Source organism: Thermostichus sp. MS-CIW-40 (assembly GCF_054058315.1).
The window spans coordinates 26,475-41,210 of the sequence record NZ_JBSSAC010000024.1 but is presented as its reverse complement, the minus strand read 5'-3'; the positions used below and the strand labels follow the sequence as shown (position 1 = coordinate 41,210).

The window sequence follows — 14,736 nt, the reverse complement described above, 5'->3', positions numbered from 1 at the left end:
ACATACTCCCGACCCCGACTGCTGGCAGTACGGAGCGGGCTTCTCGCTTCATCGGGGAGCCTACGCAAGAACCCTCCACGAGCAGACACGGAATGTCCTACCGCGTAGTTGCACCAGATTCCGGCAAAAGCCGTTTTGTGCAACTACTCCTATCATACACCATGTGGGGGTATCTGTATCTCGGCACTGACCCTACGGGTACAGTGCGGGGCTTAGCTACCCCCACACCCCCATAAGCTAACAAGTAGACCTGAACAGAAATCCGGCACGGTTAGGAGCCAAACTGCAAACGGTAAACCTCCTCCTCTTGATCGGTCTCCACCTCCAAATCAGAGGTAGCATAGGCTACACACAGCAGCACAAACCCTTGGGCCTGCAGTTCTGGGCCAATCCCCATTGCCTCTGTCTGAGTCACAGATCCCGACTTCAGCCGCCCCGCACAGGTGGTGCAAACCCCCGCCTGACAAGAGGAAGGTAGCTCTATCCCGTGTTCAAGAGCAGCTTGTAAAACCGTCTGATCCGCAGAGGCAGGGAAGCGGCAGGTTTGGCCGCGGTGATGAAGGGTTACTTGATAAGCCGTAGCAGACATCAGGAACGGGCTCCCGACGGAGTACGGGTCACCGTCAGAGACTGTGGCTGGCGCATTTTCTTCACCAGAGCCTGGATCTTTTTGGCTCCTTCCTTTTGCAGGTCGGCGATGTAGTGGTCTTTGAGCCGCTCCGCCTCAGCTTCATCGGAGAAGGGGCCGTAGTAGTAGGTACAGTCCTCGGTGGTGATCTCGATCCAGACCGATAGGCCGCGCAGCTTATCCAACAGATTGGCCAAAAGGTTGCTCACGGGATCCATCCCCCATTATCAAGTCTAGCAATCATTGGATGTCCTTTTGCAATCCCCTAGATTCTACTACTTTTATTGACGATTTGTTGAGGAATGTATCAACCTCAGGGCGTTTGAGGTGGTGGGGAGAGCGCTGCCGGTGGATTTCGTAGAGGGCAATGCCGGCGGCCACAGAAGCATTCAAGCTTTCAGTACGGCCTGCCAAGGGAATGGACAGCAGTTGGTCACAATGGCGCTGTGTGAGCAGGCTAATCCCCTCCCCCTCGGATCCCACCACCAAGGCAATGGGCCGTTGAAAATCGGCTCTATAGATGAGGTCAGTCCCTCGGCTGGTGGTGCCATAAACCCAAAACCCCTGCTCTTTGAGGTATTCCAAAGCCCGATTCAAATTCACCACCCGCGCCACCGGCAAGGTGGAGAGGGCTCCCGCCGCTACCTTCATCACCGTCGAGGTTACCCCTGCTGCCCGCCGTTGTGGGATCACCATCCCCTGCATGCCAAAAGCCTCCACACTACGGGCAATGGCTCCCAAGTTATGGGGATCCTGGATCCCGTCTAGGACTACCAGCACTGGATTGGGGCTGGCCTGCCGGCTTCTTTCCACCAAATCCTCCAGGGCCACGTACTGATAAGGCGTGGCTTGGGCAGCGATACCCTGGTGGTTGGCGCCAGCCGTGAGGGCGTTCAGCCGCTTTGGAGACACTTCGTCGATAACGGTGCCCCGCGCTTTGGCTTCTTCCAACAGAGACAAAAATTGGGGGCTGTAGCGCAACTTCGGCAAGATCCAAACCCGATTGAGGGTGGCTTGACTTTTCAAAGCAGCCAGTACTGTCTGGCGACCGTAGATAATCTCTTGCTCCAGGTCGGTCTCCGGATTCCCGTCGGCCTGAGGCTGAACTTCCCCTGGCAAGATCCCTGTCTCGCCAGTGGAGAGGCCGGGATCCAGCTCGCCTACTGGTTGAGGAGCCATCTTGCCTTGGGGCCACTGCCGCTGTGCGTTGCGGCGGATGGGCTTCACCGGAGCCTCTCGGAGGGCAAGCTTGGGATCCCCGTCTCGGCGTTTGGGCCGCTGTACCCGCTTGCTAACGGATTGCCCTGCCCTTCGCGGCTGCAGTTTGCCCGAGCGAGACAGCCGTGAAGCAGGTTTGCGCTGAGAAGTCTTGGGCATGGGCGTGGAAGATGGAAAGACGGAAAGACTATCCTAACCTTCCCACTCGCCTAGGGTCTCAGCCAAAACATCAGTGAGGGCGAGGATATGGCGCAGGCGTTCGGGATTGGCCAGGTAGAGATAGCCCAGAACTGTTTCCAGGCCGCTGGCGTTTTGGTAATCGGCCAGAGGCAGATGCCGGGGTGGGCGACCGCAGCCATTGCGACCCCAGCGGACAATTTCCTGCTCTTCGGGGTTGAGATGGGGCAACAGGGCCAACAGCAGCTTAGCCTGAGCCGAGCCGCGCACCCGCCTCACCACCTGCTGATGATAGCGCTCCAGTCGATCCGGAGGAAATAGCCGTTGCCGCCGCACATGCAGTTCGTAAATGGCGTCTCCCAAGTAGGCCAAGGCTGCGGGCGATAGGCGGCGAATCTCGGCCAAGGAGGGCCTTTCGGAAGTGGGCTCGAACAGCAGATCGTTCACAGCAGCTCACGAAAGATAGGCAGAAAAAATGTCTAGAACCGCTGTCATCGGCTCATTGCAGGATTCAGTCCATGCTAAGACAAGCTTCCTCTGGTCTGCTAGCCTGACTCGCGCTCTTTCCCCCCTTGCAGGTGATTTGGATCACGAGGCCCAGAGAGAAAAGGTGCTATCGAGTAGACAGGGCAAAGCCGGTTAAGGGGCTGATGTTATGAGCCTTGAAAAGCCAGTTGGAGTTACTGCCAAGAATCTGGAGAGCAAAATCCAAGAAATTGTGGGTGAGCTGGCCAGCGATCAGCGTGAAAGGCTGGAAGGTAAGGCCGAGCAAACAAAGGCAGCCACCCACCCTGGAGTCGAGGATGCTCGAGAAGCGATTAAAGACGTTGTGGATGATCCAACGGATGGCCAATAGCTCCAGTTAAGATGCGGGGACAAGGAGATCTGCATTCAGCAAAAGCAGGTAGGCGACGACCGCCCCCCCCATACCCCCTACCAAAAAGCCAGCGGCCAATTCGCTCCAAGATTGGGATCCCCCTACCGGCCCTATGTTGCGCTGCGAGGTGACAGAGCCGTAGAGAGAAAGGGCCGCCGTCAGGATCAGGATCAGGCCACAGGCTCCCAAAAAGCCGCTCAGCAGACCGATGGGCTCGTTGCGCAGCGGCCCCAGCTTGGCAAAGGGGCCTACCAGCCAATAGCCGTGGGCCATACCGATTTCCAAGCCCCGCCAAATGGAACTCAATCCCGGTCGGTTGATGGGCAGCCAGTCGATCAACAGCCGGACAACAGGCGCGTGGTTGATCGGTGTCCAGAGATCCCCAATTTGCGGATCTCCCTCAGGGACGGTGACGTATCCCTTATTCATGTTCAACCTATTCAACGGAGCAGGATCGGCATTGGGTTCGACCATTTCAGCAACTCTGTGTCCAGTTCAAAGGAGGATGGAAAAAAGCCTAAAAAAGCAGGGATCCCACCGGGCGTAGGTCGCGCTGGGGATCCCTGGCCTACACTCAGAACGTCAAAATGTCGGGGAAGAAGCGATTGATCTCGATGAACAGGGCAAAAACAAAGCTGGAAAACAGGATAAATGCCACCGGAGCAGTGGTGAGAAACTTGGTGAAATCAGCCATAGATGCCTCTCAAAAGTTGAACAGATCGAGTTGGAAAGCCAGGCTCAGCGGGGCGAGATGGGCACAGCCGCTTCCGGCTCTTGAATTTCGCCGCTGGCAATCTCCTTGAAAGCAGCAGCAGGCCAAGCCAAAGCCGTGAGGAAACAGCGCAGCGCCAAGGGAACGTCGATGATGCTTTCTTTCATCTCCGGTTCGTCGCTATTCCGCACGGCAATCAGATAAGAACGCCCCGCCCAGCCCAGCCAACCGGCAATATACAGGAAGAGCAGGCCGGGGATGAGAAACTCGCCCGCATGGTTCAACCGACCATCTGTAACCAGGTGGGGCAGGCCCTCTTCGCCGCAGAGCAGCTTGCTGTAGCGCTCAAAGCGCTTGCTGGTTTGGGCCAGCTTTTGCTGGTAGACGGGAGCCATAGCAGGGCTGGCGTTGAGGATCTTCTCCTCTAGGCCGCTCAGGCGTTCGTTCATCAGAGCCTGAAAGGCGGGAACTTCGCTGCAAGGTTTCAGACCAATCAAGGGCTCTGCCTGCACAGATTGGGCGAGGCCAAGCGCAATGCAAAGGGCCAAAAGAAGGCTTAAAAAGGTTCGCATAGCAGGATGTGTCCTTGAGGTAGGGGTCTAAGATCTGTCCAAATGCTAAGGGATGCTAAGTGCAGAAACAGGCACCAAACGGTTAGTATCATACTCCTGAGCGCCTCGCCCCGACGGATCCTGAGTTTTAGCTCACACAATTCTTAATTTAAGGATCCCAAGGCTTTCCTATTCCTTTCCCCAGCTTGCTCTCCCATGCCCCGCGTCCTTGCCATCGAAACCAGTTGTGACGAAACGGCTGTGGCTGTGGTGGCGGCGGATGCAGCCTGGCCGGGGTTTGCCCCGCGGCAGCTCAGCTCGGTGGTGGCCAGCCAAATCGACCTCCATGCGGCCTACGGGGGCGTGGTGCCGGAGGTGGCCTCACGGCAGCATGTGGAAACTCTGCCCTTTGTGCTGGAGGCTGCTCTGCAGCAGGCCGGATTGGAGGTGGCCGAGGTAGATGCCATTGCCGTAACTTGTGCGCCGGGCCTGGTGGGATCCCTGCTGGTGGGGCTGATGGGGGCCAAGACCTTGGCTTTGCTCCACGACAAGCCCCTGATCGGGGTGCACCATCTGGAGGGCCATCTCTTTAGCGGCTTTTTGGCCGAGCCCGATCTGCGCCCCCCCTGCCTCTGCCTTTTGGTGTCGGGGGGCCACACCAGCTTGATCTGGATGAAGGACTACGGGCAGTACCAGACGGTGGGTCGCACCCGCGACGATGCTGCCGGCGAAGCGTTTGACAAAGTGGCGCGGCTGCTGGGGCTGGGCTATCCGGGGGGACCGCAGATTGACCGCTGGGCTCAGCAGGGGGATCCGCAGCGCTTTCCCCTGCCCGAGGGCAAAGTGGAGCATCCCTACGACACAAGCTTCAGCGGCCTAAAAACGGCGGTGTTGCGCCTAGTCCAGCAGTTGCAGCAGCAAGGCCAGGAGTTGCCCATTGCCGACATTGCCGCCAGCTTCCAGGCCTGTCTGACCCATGTGCTCACCGAAAAGGCAGTGGCCTGCGCCGAGGCGCTGGGCCTCTCGACGCTGCTGCTGACGGGAGGGGTAGCTGCCAATCGGGAGCTGAGGGCCCGCCTCACAGAAGCAGCCCGGCAAAGGGGGTTGCGGGTGGTGATCCCGCCTCTAGCCCTCTGCACCGACAATGCCGCCATGATTGGGGCAGCTGGGCTCTGCCACTGGCTGCGGGGGGAGGTCTCGCCGCTGGAGCTGGGGGTAGCCTCGCGCATGCCCCTAGAAGGGATCCCTTCCCTCTACCTGGGTGGGGGCGGAGCTCACAGAGAAGAACAGACGGGATCCGCCGCCCTCTGACGTTGCCTCACCTCAAGGTAGATGAGCAGCGCGTTGATGTCGGCGGGGTTGACACCGCCGATGCGGGCCGCCTGGCCCACGGTTAGCGGGCGCACCGCCGAGAGCTTATCCCGCGACTCTTTGGAGAGGGTGGGGATGGAGTGGTAGTCCAGATCGGGGGGCAGAGGGCGGTGGTACTGCTTGCTCACCTGCTCAATTTGGCTCTGCTGCCGCTGGATGTAGCCGCTGTATTTGACGGCAATTTCCGCTGCTTCCTGCTCAAAGGGATCCAGCTCCGCATCCCCCAGCCCCAGTTCCAGGAGATGGGAGTAGTGAATCTGGTTGCGGCGCAAGATCTCGGCCAGGGTGGCGGATCCCTTGATCCCCTGCCCCGTCAGTTGGCTTAGTTGGATGCCGGCCAGGTCGTGGGCCTTCACCCGCTGCGTTTCCAGGCGCTCGATTTCTGCGGCAATGCGCGCTTGCTTGGCTTGGAACAGGGCCCAGCGCCGGTCATCGATCAAGCCCCATTCTCGCCCCAGGGGGGTGAGCCGTTGGTCGGCATTGTCGGAGCGCAGGATGAGGCGGTATTCGGAGCGGCTGGTGAGCATGCGGTAGGGCTCCCGCAGTTCTTTGGTGCAGAGATCGTCGATGAGGGTGCCGATGTAGCTGGACTCCCGCGGCAGGGTGACCAGGGGCTTGCCTTGAACCAGGCGGGCGGCGTTGATCCCGGCTATGAGCCCCTGAGCTGCCGCCTCTTCGTAGCCGGTGGTGCCGTTGATCTGGCCGGCGCAAAACAACCCCTGCACCTTTTTGGTCATCAGAGTGGGGTAGAGCTGGGTGGCCGGCAGATAGTCGTATTCCACCGCATAGGCAGGCCGCAGCATGACGCACCGCTCCAGGCCAGGCAAGGAGCGCAACATCTGGATCTGGATTTTCTCAGGCATCCCCGTGGAGAACCCCTGGATGTAGAGCTCCGGCAGATCCCGCCCTTCCGGCTCAATAAAAATCTGATGGCTTTCCTTGTCGGCAAAGCGGACAATCTTGTCTTCGATGCTGGGGCAGTAGCGGGGCCCTTTGGCCTCCACCCAGCCGCCATAGACAGGGGTTTCGTGGAGATTTTCCCGGATGATGCGGTGGGTCTCTGGGGTGGTGCGGGTCAAGTAGCAATCCATCTGCTCCCTTGGCACCCACACCTCGGGGTCGAAGCTAAACCAGCGCACATCGGGATCCCCCGGTTGCCGCTCCATGACCGAAAAATCCACGCTGCGCCGATCCACGCGGGCAGGGGTGCCGGTTTTCAGCCGGCCCGTTTCAAAGCCCAGTTGGCGCAGGGTGTCGGTCAGCCCTTCCACGGCAAATTCCCCTGCCCGTCCGGCAGCTTGCCAGTGGCGACCAATCCAGATGCGCCCCCCCAAAAACGTGCCGGTGGTCAGGATCACCGCCCGACAGCCGAAGATGGTGCCGAAATGGGTGACCACGCCCACCACCTCGTCGTTGCGCCCCAACACCAAATCGGTGACAGTGCCCTCGCGAATCGTCAGGTTAGGCTGGTTTTCCACCACCGAGCGCATCACCCGCGCATATTCCCGTTTGTCGGTTTGCGCCCGCAGCGCCCACACTGCCGGCCCCCGCGAACGGTTGAGCACCCGCTTTTGCAAATAGGTGCGGTCGGTAACTTTGCCCATCTCGCCGCCGAGAGCATCGATTTCGTGCACCAGCTGCGATTTGGCCGGGCCGCCGACGGCAGGGTTACAGGGTTGCCAGGCGATCTTGTCCAGATTCAACGTCAGCATGAGGGTGTTACAGCCCAGCCGCGCTGCCGCCAATGCTGCCTCACAGCCGGAGTGCCCCCCGCCAACCACCACCACATCGTAGTGATCGAGAAAATCAATGCTGTCCCGTCCAACTCTGAGCATAGGGTGGCAATTCCAAAATGAATAGCCGGGATCCCCGGTCTTTTAATTTTCAGGTTATTTCAGCTCGCTTATCCAGCTTAGCGATGGCGGCAACGGATAGGGTTATTTGCGACCGGCCTGAGGCAGGCAGAGCAGTAGGGAAAGTTTTCTGTTGCCCTGGGAAATAAAGTTGGGTAGAGGCTCAGTTCCCAGCCTAAGTCACCTGATTGAAGAGTTGAAGAGACCTCAGGGCGCTGGGATCAGCTCCCCCAAGGCTGCCGATAGCAGGGGATCCCAGAGGAAAGGGCAGAGTCGCCCAAGGGATATTGCGGCTCATACAAACACCAGACAGCCCGCCTGAGAGAGCCAAGCACCGATTCCATTATCCTCAACCGGATCTAATCCAGACTATTTTAGTCGGGTTTAGTTGACGCGGCAGATTGCGGGTGATAAGATTTCCCCCAACGATAGGTAAGTTCAATCCAGCGCCCACCCTTTCCTTCACCTTGAGGCTGCCCATGTCCCAAACTCTTTCCGAACGCCCGCTCAGCCCTGCCGATTCCCCGTTGGCCTCTGCCTTGCACAGCTCCAAGGTGGGCTTCAGCCGTTTGCGCTGTCGGGAGTGTGGCGCCGAGTATGAGCCGGTCGCCAAGCATGTTTGTGAGCTGTGTTTCGGCCCCCTGGAAGTGGCTTATGACTACGACTGGCTGAAGCGCACGGTTAGCCGTCAGAGCATCCAGGCCGGGCCGCATTCCATCTGGCGCTATCGGCCTTTTCTGCCGGTGACTTCTGAGAAGCCCATTGATGTGGGCACGGGCCTGACCCCTCTGATCAAAGCGGAGCGGCTGGGTCGGCGGCTGGGATTGAAAAATCTTTACATCAAGAACGATGCCGTCAACATGCCCACCCTCAGCTTCAAGGATCGGGTGGTGTCGGTGGCGCTGACCCGTGCCAAGGAGCTGGGCTTTACCACCGTCTCTTGCGCCAGCACGGGCAACTTGGCCAACTCCACGGCTGCCATTGCCGCCCACGCCGGCTTGGACTGCACCATCTTCATCCCGGCGGACTTAGAAGCGGGCAAGGTGCTGGGATCCCTGATTTACAACCCCACCGTCATGGCGGTGGAGGGCAACTACGACCAGGTGAACCGCCTCTGCGCCGAGGTGGCGGATCGCTACGGCTGGGGCTTCGTCAATATCAACCTGCGCCCCTACTACTCGGAAGGCTCCAAAACCCTGGCCTATGAGGTGGTGGAGCAACTGGGCTGGCAACTGCCGGATCAGGTAGTGATCCCGCTGGCCTCGGGATCCCTGTACACCAAGGTTTATAAAGGCTTCCAGGAGTTTGTGAAGGTGGGGCTGGTGGCGGATAAGCCGGTCACCTTCCACGGCGCCCAGGCGCAGGGATGTTCGCCCATTGCCCAAGCCTTCCGCGAGGGACGGGATTTTGTCAGCCCTGTTAAGCCCAATACCATCGCCAAATCCATCGCCATCGGCAACCCTGCCGACGGGATCTACGCCCTGGACATTGCCCGCAGAACCGGTGGGCAGATCGCAACGGCCACGGATCCCGAGATCATCGCCGGCATTAAGCTCCTGGCCGAGACCGAAGGCATCTTCACCGAAACCGCCGGCGGCACCACCATTGCCGTGCTCAAACGCCTAGCAGAGTCCGGCCAACTTGATCCCGAGGCGGTTACAGTAGCCTACATTACTGGCAACGGTCTGAAGACCCAGGAGGCGGTTCAAGCCCACGTAGGCCATCCGCTGGTGATCTCGCCCAGGCTGGAGAGCTTTGAACAGGCTTTGGAGCGGGCCCGCACCCTGGAGCGGCTGGACTGGCAGGAGGCATCAGTATGAACTCGGTTTGCAGGGAAGACCCTCTCCATTGCCTCTTAACAGAATCTTAATGAAGAACTGTTAAGATCCCTGGCGTAGACCTATTGGCTCAGGAGCTTTGCACAATGCCTATCTTTCCTTCTGTTCAACGCCTTGTTCGCCGTTGGATCCCGTTGGCGGCTGTAGTGGCCCCGCTTGTCTTTGCTCCTGCGGCCCAGCCTCAAGGGCTAAACACCATTGCCGTTGAGCTGGAAACTTTGCCCAGCAGCTACTCGACGCTGGCGGCAGCTTTGCGGGCGACGGGCCTGAATACGGCGTTGGCAGGGCCGGGGCCGTTCACGGTCTTTGCCCCTTCCGATGTGGCCTTTGGGCAACTGCCGCCGGGTACGGTGGAGACGCTGTTGCAGCCGGCCAGCCGGGCTCAGCTCACCCGCATTCTCACGTATCATGTGGTGCCAGGGCGGATTACCTCGTTTGACCTGCGGCCCGGCCAATCGACCACTCTGACCACCTTGGCAGGGCTGCCGCTGCAGGTGCAGGTGGGATCCGATGGCAGCATCCAGGTCAACGGGGCTAACGTGAACCTGGCGGATATTCCAGTTTCCAACGGCGTGATTCACGGCATCGATGGGGTGCTGCTACCCTAGTTTTTTGATGTTGGTTAATGGACGAGGCATTGGGCTATGGCAGTCAAGGTGCTGATTCCCAACACGCTGCGGGCGCTCACCCAGGATCAGGGGGTGGTGAATTGCGAGGGATCCACCATCCGCGAATTGTTGGATGCTTTGGAACAACGCTGTCCGGGGATTAAGGCGCGGCTGTGCGATGAGAAGGGGGAATTGCGCCGCTTCGTCAACTTTTATGTGAACAGCGAAGACATTCGCTTCCTCAAGGGATGTGACACCCCTCTGCAAGATGGGGATGAGGTGAGCATCGTCCCTGCCGTTGCTGGGGGCTGAGGGCTGCCAAGCCTGCCGTGGACGCTGTGGAGTGGTTGAGCCAGCCGGCCCCGCTGGTGGCACCTGCCTTGCTGGGCATGGTTCTGGTGCGGCAATTTGCCGATGGGCTGCAGGTGCGGGCCCAGATCGTGGAGACGGAAGCCTATACAGCCGGGGATCCGGCCTGCCATGCCTACCGCCGCAAGACCCAACGCAACCAGGTCATGTTTGGCCCGCCAGGGCATCTCTACATCTATCGCATCTACGGCCTCTACCACTGTCTAAATATCGTTACCGAGCCAGAAGGGATCCCGGCGGCGGTTCTGATCCGGGCAGCTCAGTTGGATCGCCTGCCAGACTGGATCCCGGCCAACAAACAGAATCAGCCAGCACGGGCGGCGGCGGGGCCGGGCCTGCTCTGTCAAGCACTGCGCATCGACGGATCCCACAACGGCTGGCGGCTAGAGCGGGCGGAAGCCGGCCAGGAAGGCATTTGGCTGGAGGGATCCCCCTCTTGGCAAACGCAGTTGTCCATCGTCCAAACCACCCGCATCGGCATCACCCAAGGAGCCGAGATCCCCTGGCGCTGGTACATTGGTGGACATCCGGCGGTGTCGCGCTATTAGTGGGGGCAGGCGGACAATGCTCGCAGAAGGCAGTGGCTAAAGGACTCCGTCCCGCTTGCGCGAACGGCAGGGGCTGCCTGGGCTGGTCAGCGGGGTTGTGCTGCTCTTGCTGGGGTTGCCCACGTTGGCCCAGCCTGTTCCAACTTTTCCAGGACTGATACATTTACGCTGAACACTGCTGAACATCACTGTTCAACTATGCAGCGATAGCATTCTGTTTGTTTCCATTCGCGTTAGCGGGACGGAGTCCAAACAGAATGGCGGTATCCCGCAAAGCTTTGAGTAGAATACCCAAAGCGCAGTTTCCGTGTCGTCTTACTACCAATTTTCTGCTTTGCTTTGGCTACCATGTTGGCAGACTCGAAAGTAAACAGAAAGATCAACTGGTAGTAATCCGTACTGAACATATTATACATTATTTTCAGTATAGTTGAGCTTATTATTGACTAGAGTCATGCTCTTGACGATGCAAGCCCAGACCCACTTCACCTATCGCACCGGGTTTCAGCGCTGGCGGGCGGGAGAAGCTCAGGGGTTTCAGGACTGGTCAACCCAAGGGATCTGCCTGAACGCCCGAGGGCAATTGGTCTTGGATCCAGAGGGTTTGCGGCAAGAAGTCAGCCTTGAAGAGCCTGAGGTGGCGCTAAGGACTCCGTCCCGCTTACGCGATAATGCTCCGCACCGCTTACGCGAACGGGGACGCCCTTTCTATCCCCTTGGCCCCTACTGGGTGGGAGAAGCCACCAGCCCAGCAGTCCCCACCAGCTTCCCTATGGTCGGGGCAATCGCTTCCTGGAATGCCACCACGCCCCCCGGCACCTGGTTGGAACTGTGGATTCGGGCCAAGCTTTCAGACCGCTGGACAAAGTGGTATCACGGCGGGGTATGGGCTGCGGATCCCTTGACTCTGGCCAGCCACTCAGTGCAAGGACAAGGGGATGAGGATGGCAACCTGTACACGGACTTGCTGGTGCTCAAGGATACCCTCAACGGAGCAGAAGCCTTCCAGGTCAGGGTGCGCCTGTTCACGCAAGAGCCAGGCCGTTCTGCCGTTGTGGATCAGGTGGCAGTTGCCATTTCCAACGAGCCGGTCAGGCCCAGCCGCCTATCCCCTGGGGATCCCAGCCGCTGGGGCAAAATCTTGGATCTGCCTTGGTGCTCCCAGATGGTGTACCCCGATGGGGGAGAGGTTTGGTGTAGCCCCACCTCTTTGGCGATGGTGATGGCCTACTGGAAGCGGGATCCCCGTCCCTGTGAGGTGTTGGTGCGCGCAGCAGTGGCCGGTGTGTATGACCGGGTTTACCAGGGCCATGGCAACTGGGCTTTCAACGTCGCCCATGCTGCCGAGCAGGGTTTGTCCGGCGTGGTGGCGCGGCTGGAGAGCTTGGCCCAAGCAGAAGCCTGGATCGCGGCAGGGGTTCCGGTGGTCCTCAGCTATGCCTGGGGCGAGGGAGAACTGGAAGGGGCGCCAATTCCCAGAAGCAACGGCCATCTGGCGGTGCTGGTGGGGTTTGCTCGCGGCAGCGGTGCGGAGCAGTTTAGCCACGGGGATCCCATCCTCCACGATCCGGCGGCCAAAACCAACGAAGAGGTTCGCCGTACCTACCGCCGCGAACAGCTGGAGTCCTTGTGGCTGGAGCACTCCGGGGGTACCGTCTACTTGATTCATCCGCGAGAGTGGCCTGTCCCCACTCTATAGCCGAACCGGGCGAACGCGGGCAGCATCGACTTACAGCGCTACCGCTATGGCCTGGATGATTTCCTGGCCGCTGAAACTGCTATCTGGTCTTTCGGTGGGGATTTGAGTAAGGATAGATGGAGTGAGGAGTGCGACTCACCTGCGGGTGAGGATGGTTGGTCATGAATAGGAATGCGGTTCAGGGGCCAAGGCATTGGTCGAGGTGGCTCCTGCGGCAGAGAGGGTGCTGGGCAATTCTCGCCGGTTTGTACGCTGATGAAGGTAAGCGTGGGGGTTTGGGTTTCCGCCATTTCCCAGTTTGTGGGAGGGGATGAGCTGCATCATGCCACGACGGGCTTCCCTGACACCGCCACCTTGGCCTGCGCTGAGTGCCTTGGTGCTGGCTCTCTCGGGCTGTGGCGAGCTTTCTTCTTCTAGTCTGTCTCCCAGCGTTCTTCCCCCTGCGGCCCTACAGCCGGTTTTAACTCCAACTCCTCTCCCTCTCTCCCCGCTTTCTCTCACTTTTGAGCAAGCGCGTCAGGCCGGCTTGTCGGTGCCCAGCAACCGCATCGTTCTGCTGCTCCAGGAACAGGGATCCGATCTGGTGGCCCAGCTACCGGCCTCAGAGGTGGATCGCTGGCTGGCTCGCACTCCCACCTGGCCGGGGGTGGAAGGGATCGACCTGAGCATTACCCTGGGCACTTATCGCCAAACCGCCACTGCCCCTCTGCGCCCAGGGCAACCGGCCACCTTCACCTTTACCAACCCCCCCGCCGGAGAAGCGGAGCTCAGCGCCATCGCCTATCGGGGATCCACCACTCTGGCGCAGGGGAAGGGATCCCTGACCCTTTCTGCCCGCTCTGGGAGTTCTGGCAGTGTCAATCGTCCTCCCCAAGACACAGAGCGCCAGCGCCGCCTTTCGATGTTGGTGCTCTCTGAGGTGGGGGTACCGCTGCTGCACACCAGCTCGGCAGCGCCCACCCTGGGCCAGCCGTTGCTGCTCTCAGGGGAAAATTTGGAGCGGGTGGAAACGGTTCTCTTTGCTGCAGCAGCCAATCCCGAGCGCATCCTGAGGGGGGAAATTCGCTCCCGCAGCGGTGACCGTTTGGTGGTGATGCCGCCTTCTTCTCTTTCCGGCTCAGTTTGGGTTGCTGTTGCGGATGCTTCCGGGCAAGGGTTGGGCACTCTGGTCTACGATTGGCCTGCCGCTACTCCTTCCCCCAGCCCCTCTCCCACCCCCACTGCTCCGGCAGCATCGGCCTGGGTGGTGGAAACTTTGCTGGATGGCCGCACCTCGCCCGCGGCAGATCCTGTCGGCAACGCCCCTGATAACACCGGCACCGAGTCCAGGATCTACCTGCAGCAAATCAGCGGCATTGCTGTGGATCCTGAAGGAGCCTTCTATTTAGCCGATAGAGCCCAGCACCGCATCTTCCGGCTGTCTCCAGAGGGGGAATTGGAAGTTTGGGCCGGCACAGGCCAAGCAGGCCGCCGCGACGGAGCAGCCAATCAAGCTCAGTTTGACTCCCCACAGGGGCTGCTCTGGGATCCCAAGGGGGGATTGTGGGTGGCCGACAGCGGCAACCATTGCCTGCGCTATATCAACCTGCAACGACAGGTGAGCACCTTTGCCGGCACTTGTATAGCCGGATACCGAGATGGGGGGCTTGACCGAGCTCAGTTCCGGGAGCCATCTGGGCTGGCTTTGGGTTCAGATGGCAGCCTCTACGTTGCCGACCGCGCCAATCGCCGCATCCGCCGCATCACCCCTGCAGGTGAAGTGACCACGGTTGCCGGCACCGGCCAGCCGGGATCCGTCGATGGCCCAGCAGAACAGGCCCAGCTCCTGCAGCCCACGGCTCTGGCGGTGGATAAGGAGGGGAACCTCTGGATTGCCGATGGACATCGCCTGCGCCGGCTCTCTGCTGGCGGACGAGTGACCACCCTCTCCGGGGCAGAGCCAGGCTATCGGGATGGCCCCCTGGCAGAGGCCCGTTTTCAAACCCTGGGGGGGCTGGCCTTCGATGCGGCAGGCAACCTCTGGGTGGCCGACCGAGATAACCATCGCATTCGTCGTCTTCAGCCTGGGGGACAAGTTTCCACCTTGGCCGGACAGAATCAGCGCGGTTGGCAGGATGGCCCCACCTCGGCAGCCCGGTTTGAGCAGCCTGCCGGCTTGGTAGTCTTAGCGGATGGCAGTGTGGTGGTGGTGGATGCCGGCTTGCCGGGCTTGCGTCGCATAAGCCGCGTTGCTTCTGGGCCTGTCACCCCAACCCCTGGGGGATCTCTGTAGGCTCTTGACAGGCCG

At 60.1% G+C, this 14,736-nt stretch carries 16 protein-coding genes; 8 read left to right on the top strand and 8 right to left on the bottom strand.

Going from position 1 to position 14,736, the window contains the following annotated elements:
• Positions 1-271: 271 nt before the first annotated feature.
• The 4 genes from ACVWXF_RS08905 to ACVWXF_RS08890 are packed head-to-tail and all read right to left on the bottom strand — an operon-like array spanning position 272 to position 2,470.
• Entirely contained in the window at positions 272-589 is a 318-nt protein-coding gene (locus ACVWXF_RS08905) for a 2Fe-2S iron-sulfur cluster-binding protein (protein ID WP_457474206.1), read from the bottom strand.
• A complete protein-coding gene (locus tag ACVWXF_RS08900; protein WP_457474205.1) occupies positions 589-846 on the bottom strand; it encodes a DUF1816 domain-containing protein in 258 nt (85 codons plus the stop codon). The genes ACVWXF_RS08905 and ACVWXF_RS08900 overlap by 1 nt, the downstream gene beginning before the upstream one ends.
• Positions 847-868: 22 nt before the next feature.
• A complete protein-coding gene (gene rlmB, locus ACVWXF_RS08895) occupies positions 869-2,005 on the bottom strand; it encodes a 23S rRNA (guanosine(2251)-2'-O)-methyltransferase RlmB (RefSeq protein ID WP_457474204.1) in 1,137 nt (378 codons plus the stop codon).
• A 33-nt stretch (positions 2,006-2,038) separates the two neighbouring features.
• Positions 2,039-2,470, bottom strand: coding sequence for a ribonuclease III domain-containing protein (locus ACVWXF_RS08890; RefSeq protein WP_011434368.1), 432 nt, complete (start codon positions 2,468-2,470; stop codon positions 2,039-2,041).
• Positions 2,471-2,678: 208 nt separating this feature from the next.
• Here ACVWXF_RS08890 and ACVWXF_RS08885 point away from each other — a divergent pair, with 208 nt between their 5' ends.
• Positions 2,679-2,879 carry a CsbD family protein gene (locus ACVWXF_RS08885; protein WP_041436874.1) on the top strand — a complete coding sequence of 67 codons (201 nt, stop codon included), beginning with the start codon at positions 2,679-2,681 and terminating at the stop codon, positions 2,877-2,879.
• A gap of 6 nt (positions 2,880-2,885) precedes the next feature.
• Here ACVWXF_RS08885 and ACVWXF_RS08880 read toward each other — a convergent pair whose 3' ends face one another.
• The 3 genes from ACVWXF_RS08880 to ACVWXF_RS08870 all read right to left on the bottom strand — a co-directional run bounded on the left by ACVWXF_RS08880 (position 2,886) and on the right by ACVWXF_RS08870 (position 4,184).
• Positions 2,886-3,374: a photosystem I reaction center protein subunit XI gene (locus ACVWXF_RS08880; protein ID WP_457403668.1), complete on the bottom strand. Its 489-nt coding sequence runs from the start codon at positions 3,372-3,374 to the stop codon at positions 2,886-2,888.
• Positions 3,375-3,474: 100 nt separating this feature from the next.
• Complete coding sequence (locus ACVWXF_RS08875; protein WP_011434365.1) at positions 3,475-3,594, bottom strand: photosystem I reaction center subunit IX; 120 nt, start codon at positions 3,592-3,594, stop codon at positions 3,475-3,477.
• Between the two features lie 44 nt (positions 3,595-3,638).
• A complete protein-coding gene (locus tag ACVWXF_RS08870) occupies positions 3,639-4,184 on the bottom strand; it encodes a Photosystem I reaction center subunit III (protein ID WP_457474203.1) in 546 nt (181 codons plus the stop codon).
• A 195-nt stretch (positions 4,185-4,379) separates the two neighbouring features.
• On the opposite strand from ACVWXF_RS08870, the gene tsaD reads away from it, so the two are divergent.
• On the top strand, positions 4,380-5,474 hold the full coding sequence (tsaD, locus tag ACVWXF_RS08865; protein ID WP_457474202.1) for a tRNA (adenosine(37)-N6)-threonylcarbamoyltransferase complex transferase subunit TsaD: 1,095 nt from the start codon (positions 4,380-4,382) through the stop codon (positions 5,472-5,474).
• Here tsaD and mnmG read toward each other — a convergent pair.
• A complete protein-coding gene (gene mnmG / locus ACVWXF_RS08860; protein ID WP_457474201.1) occupies positions 5,438-7,369 on the bottom strand; it encodes a tRNA uridine-5-carboxymethylaminomethyl(34) synthesis enzyme MnmG in 1,932 nt (643 codons plus the stop codon). The genes tsaD and mnmG overlap by 37 nt on opposite strands.
• Before the next feature lie 497 nt (positions 7,370-7,866).
• Here mnmG and thrC point away from each other — a divergent pair, with 497 nt between their 5' ends.
• From thrC to ACVWXF_RS08830, 6 genes are all read left to right on the top strand, one after another.
• Positions 7,867-9,207: a threonine synthase gene (gene thrC, locus ACVWXF_RS08855; RefSeq protein WP_457474200.1), complete on the top strand. Its 1,341-nt coding sequence runs from the start codon at positions 7,867-7,869 to the stop codon at positions 9,205-9,207.
• Positions 9,208-9,311: 104 nt separating this feature from the next.
• Complete coding sequence (locus ACVWXF_RS08850) at positions 9,312-9,833, top strand: fasciclin domain-containing protein (RefSeq protein WP_457474199.1); 522 nt, start codon at positions 9,312-9,314, stop codon at positions 9,831-9,833.
• 36 nt (positions 9,834-9,869) lie between these two features.
• Complete coding sequence (locus ACVWXF_RS08845) at positions 9,870-10,145, top strand: ubiquitin-like small modifier protein 1 (protein WP_011434358.1); 276 nt, start codon at positions 9,870-9,872, stop codon at positions 10,143-10,145.
• Between the two features lie 26 nt (positions 10,146-10,171).
• Positions 10,172-10,750, top strand: a complete 579-nt coding sequence (locus tag ACVWXF_RS08840; protein WP_011434357.1) for a DNA-3-methyladenine glycosylase — start codon at positions 10,172-10,174, stop codon at positions 10,748-10,750.
• A 454-nt stretch (positions 10,751-11,204) separates the two neighbouring features.
• On the top strand, positions 11,205-12,449 hold the full coding sequence (locus ACVWXF_RS08835) for a C39 family peptidase (RefSeq protein ID WP_457474198.1): 1,245 nt from the start codon (positions 11,205-11,207) through the stop codon (positions 12,447-12,449).
• Positions 12,450-12,771: 322 nt separating this feature from the next.
• On the top strand, positions 12,772-14,721 hold the full coding sequence (locus tag ACVWXF_RS08830; RefSeq protein WP_457474197.1) for an NHL repeat-containing protein: 1,950 nt from the start codon (positions 12,772-12,774) through the stop codon (positions 14,719-14,721).
• The last annotated feature ends 15 nt before the right edge of the window (positions 14,722-14,736 follow it).

Coding starts and splice junctions, on each gene's coding strand:
- ACVWXF_RS08905 (WP_457474206.1), bottom strand. CDS start 589: ATGTCTGCTACGGCTTATCAAGTAACCCTTCATCACCGCGGCCAAACC.
- ACVWXF_RS08900 (WP_457474205.1), bottom strand. CDS start 846: ATGGATCCCGTGAGCAACCTTTTGGCCAATCTGTTGGATAAGCTGCGC.
- rlmB (WP_457474204.1), bottom strand. CDS start 2,005: ATGCCCAAGACTTCTCAGCGCAAACCTGCTTCACGGCTGTCTCGCTCG.
- ACVWXF_RS08885 (WP_041436874.1), top strand. CDS start 2,679: ATGAGCCTTGAAAAGCCAGTTGGAGTTACTGCCAAGAATCTGGAGAGC.
- ACVWXF_RS08880 (WP_457403668.1), bottom strand. CDS start 3,374: ATGGTCGAACCCAATGCCGATCCTGCTCCGTTGAATAGGTTGAACATG.
- ACVWXF_RS08875 (WP_011434365.1), bottom strand. CDS start 3,594: ATGGCTGATTTCACCAAGTTTCTCACCACTGCTCCGGTGGCATTTATC.
- ACVWXF_RS08870 (WP_457474203.1), bottom strand. CDS start 4,184: ATGCGAACCTTTTTAAGCCTTCTTTTGGCCCTTTGCATTGCGCTTGGC.
- tsaD (WP_457474202.1), top strand. CDS start 4,380: ATGCCCCGCGTCCTTGCCATCGAAACCAGTTGTGACGAAACGGCTGTG.
- mnmG (WP_457474201.1), bottom strand. CDS start 7,369: ATGCTCAGAGTTGGACGGGACAGCATTGATTTTCTCGATCACTACGAT.
- thrC (WP_457474200.1), top strand. CDS start 7,867: ATGTCCCAAACTCTTTCCGAACGCCCGCTCAGCCCTGCCGATTCCCCG.
- ACVWXF_RS08850 (WP_457474199.1), top strand. CDS start 9,312: ATGCCTATCTTTCCTTCTGTTCAACGCCTTGTTCGCCGTTGGATCCCG.
- ACVWXF_RS08845 (WP_011434358.1), top strand. CDS start 9,870: ATGGCAGTCAAGGTGCTGATTCCCAACACGCTGCGGGCGCTCACCCAG.
- ACVWXF_RS08835 (WP_457474198.1), top strand. CDS start 11,205: ATGCTCTTGACGATGCAAGCCCAGACCCACTTCACCTATCGCACCGGG.
- ACVWXF_RS08830 (WP_457474197.1), top strand. CDS start 12,772: ATGCCACGACGGGCTTCCCTGACACCGCCACCTTGGCCTGCGCTGAGT.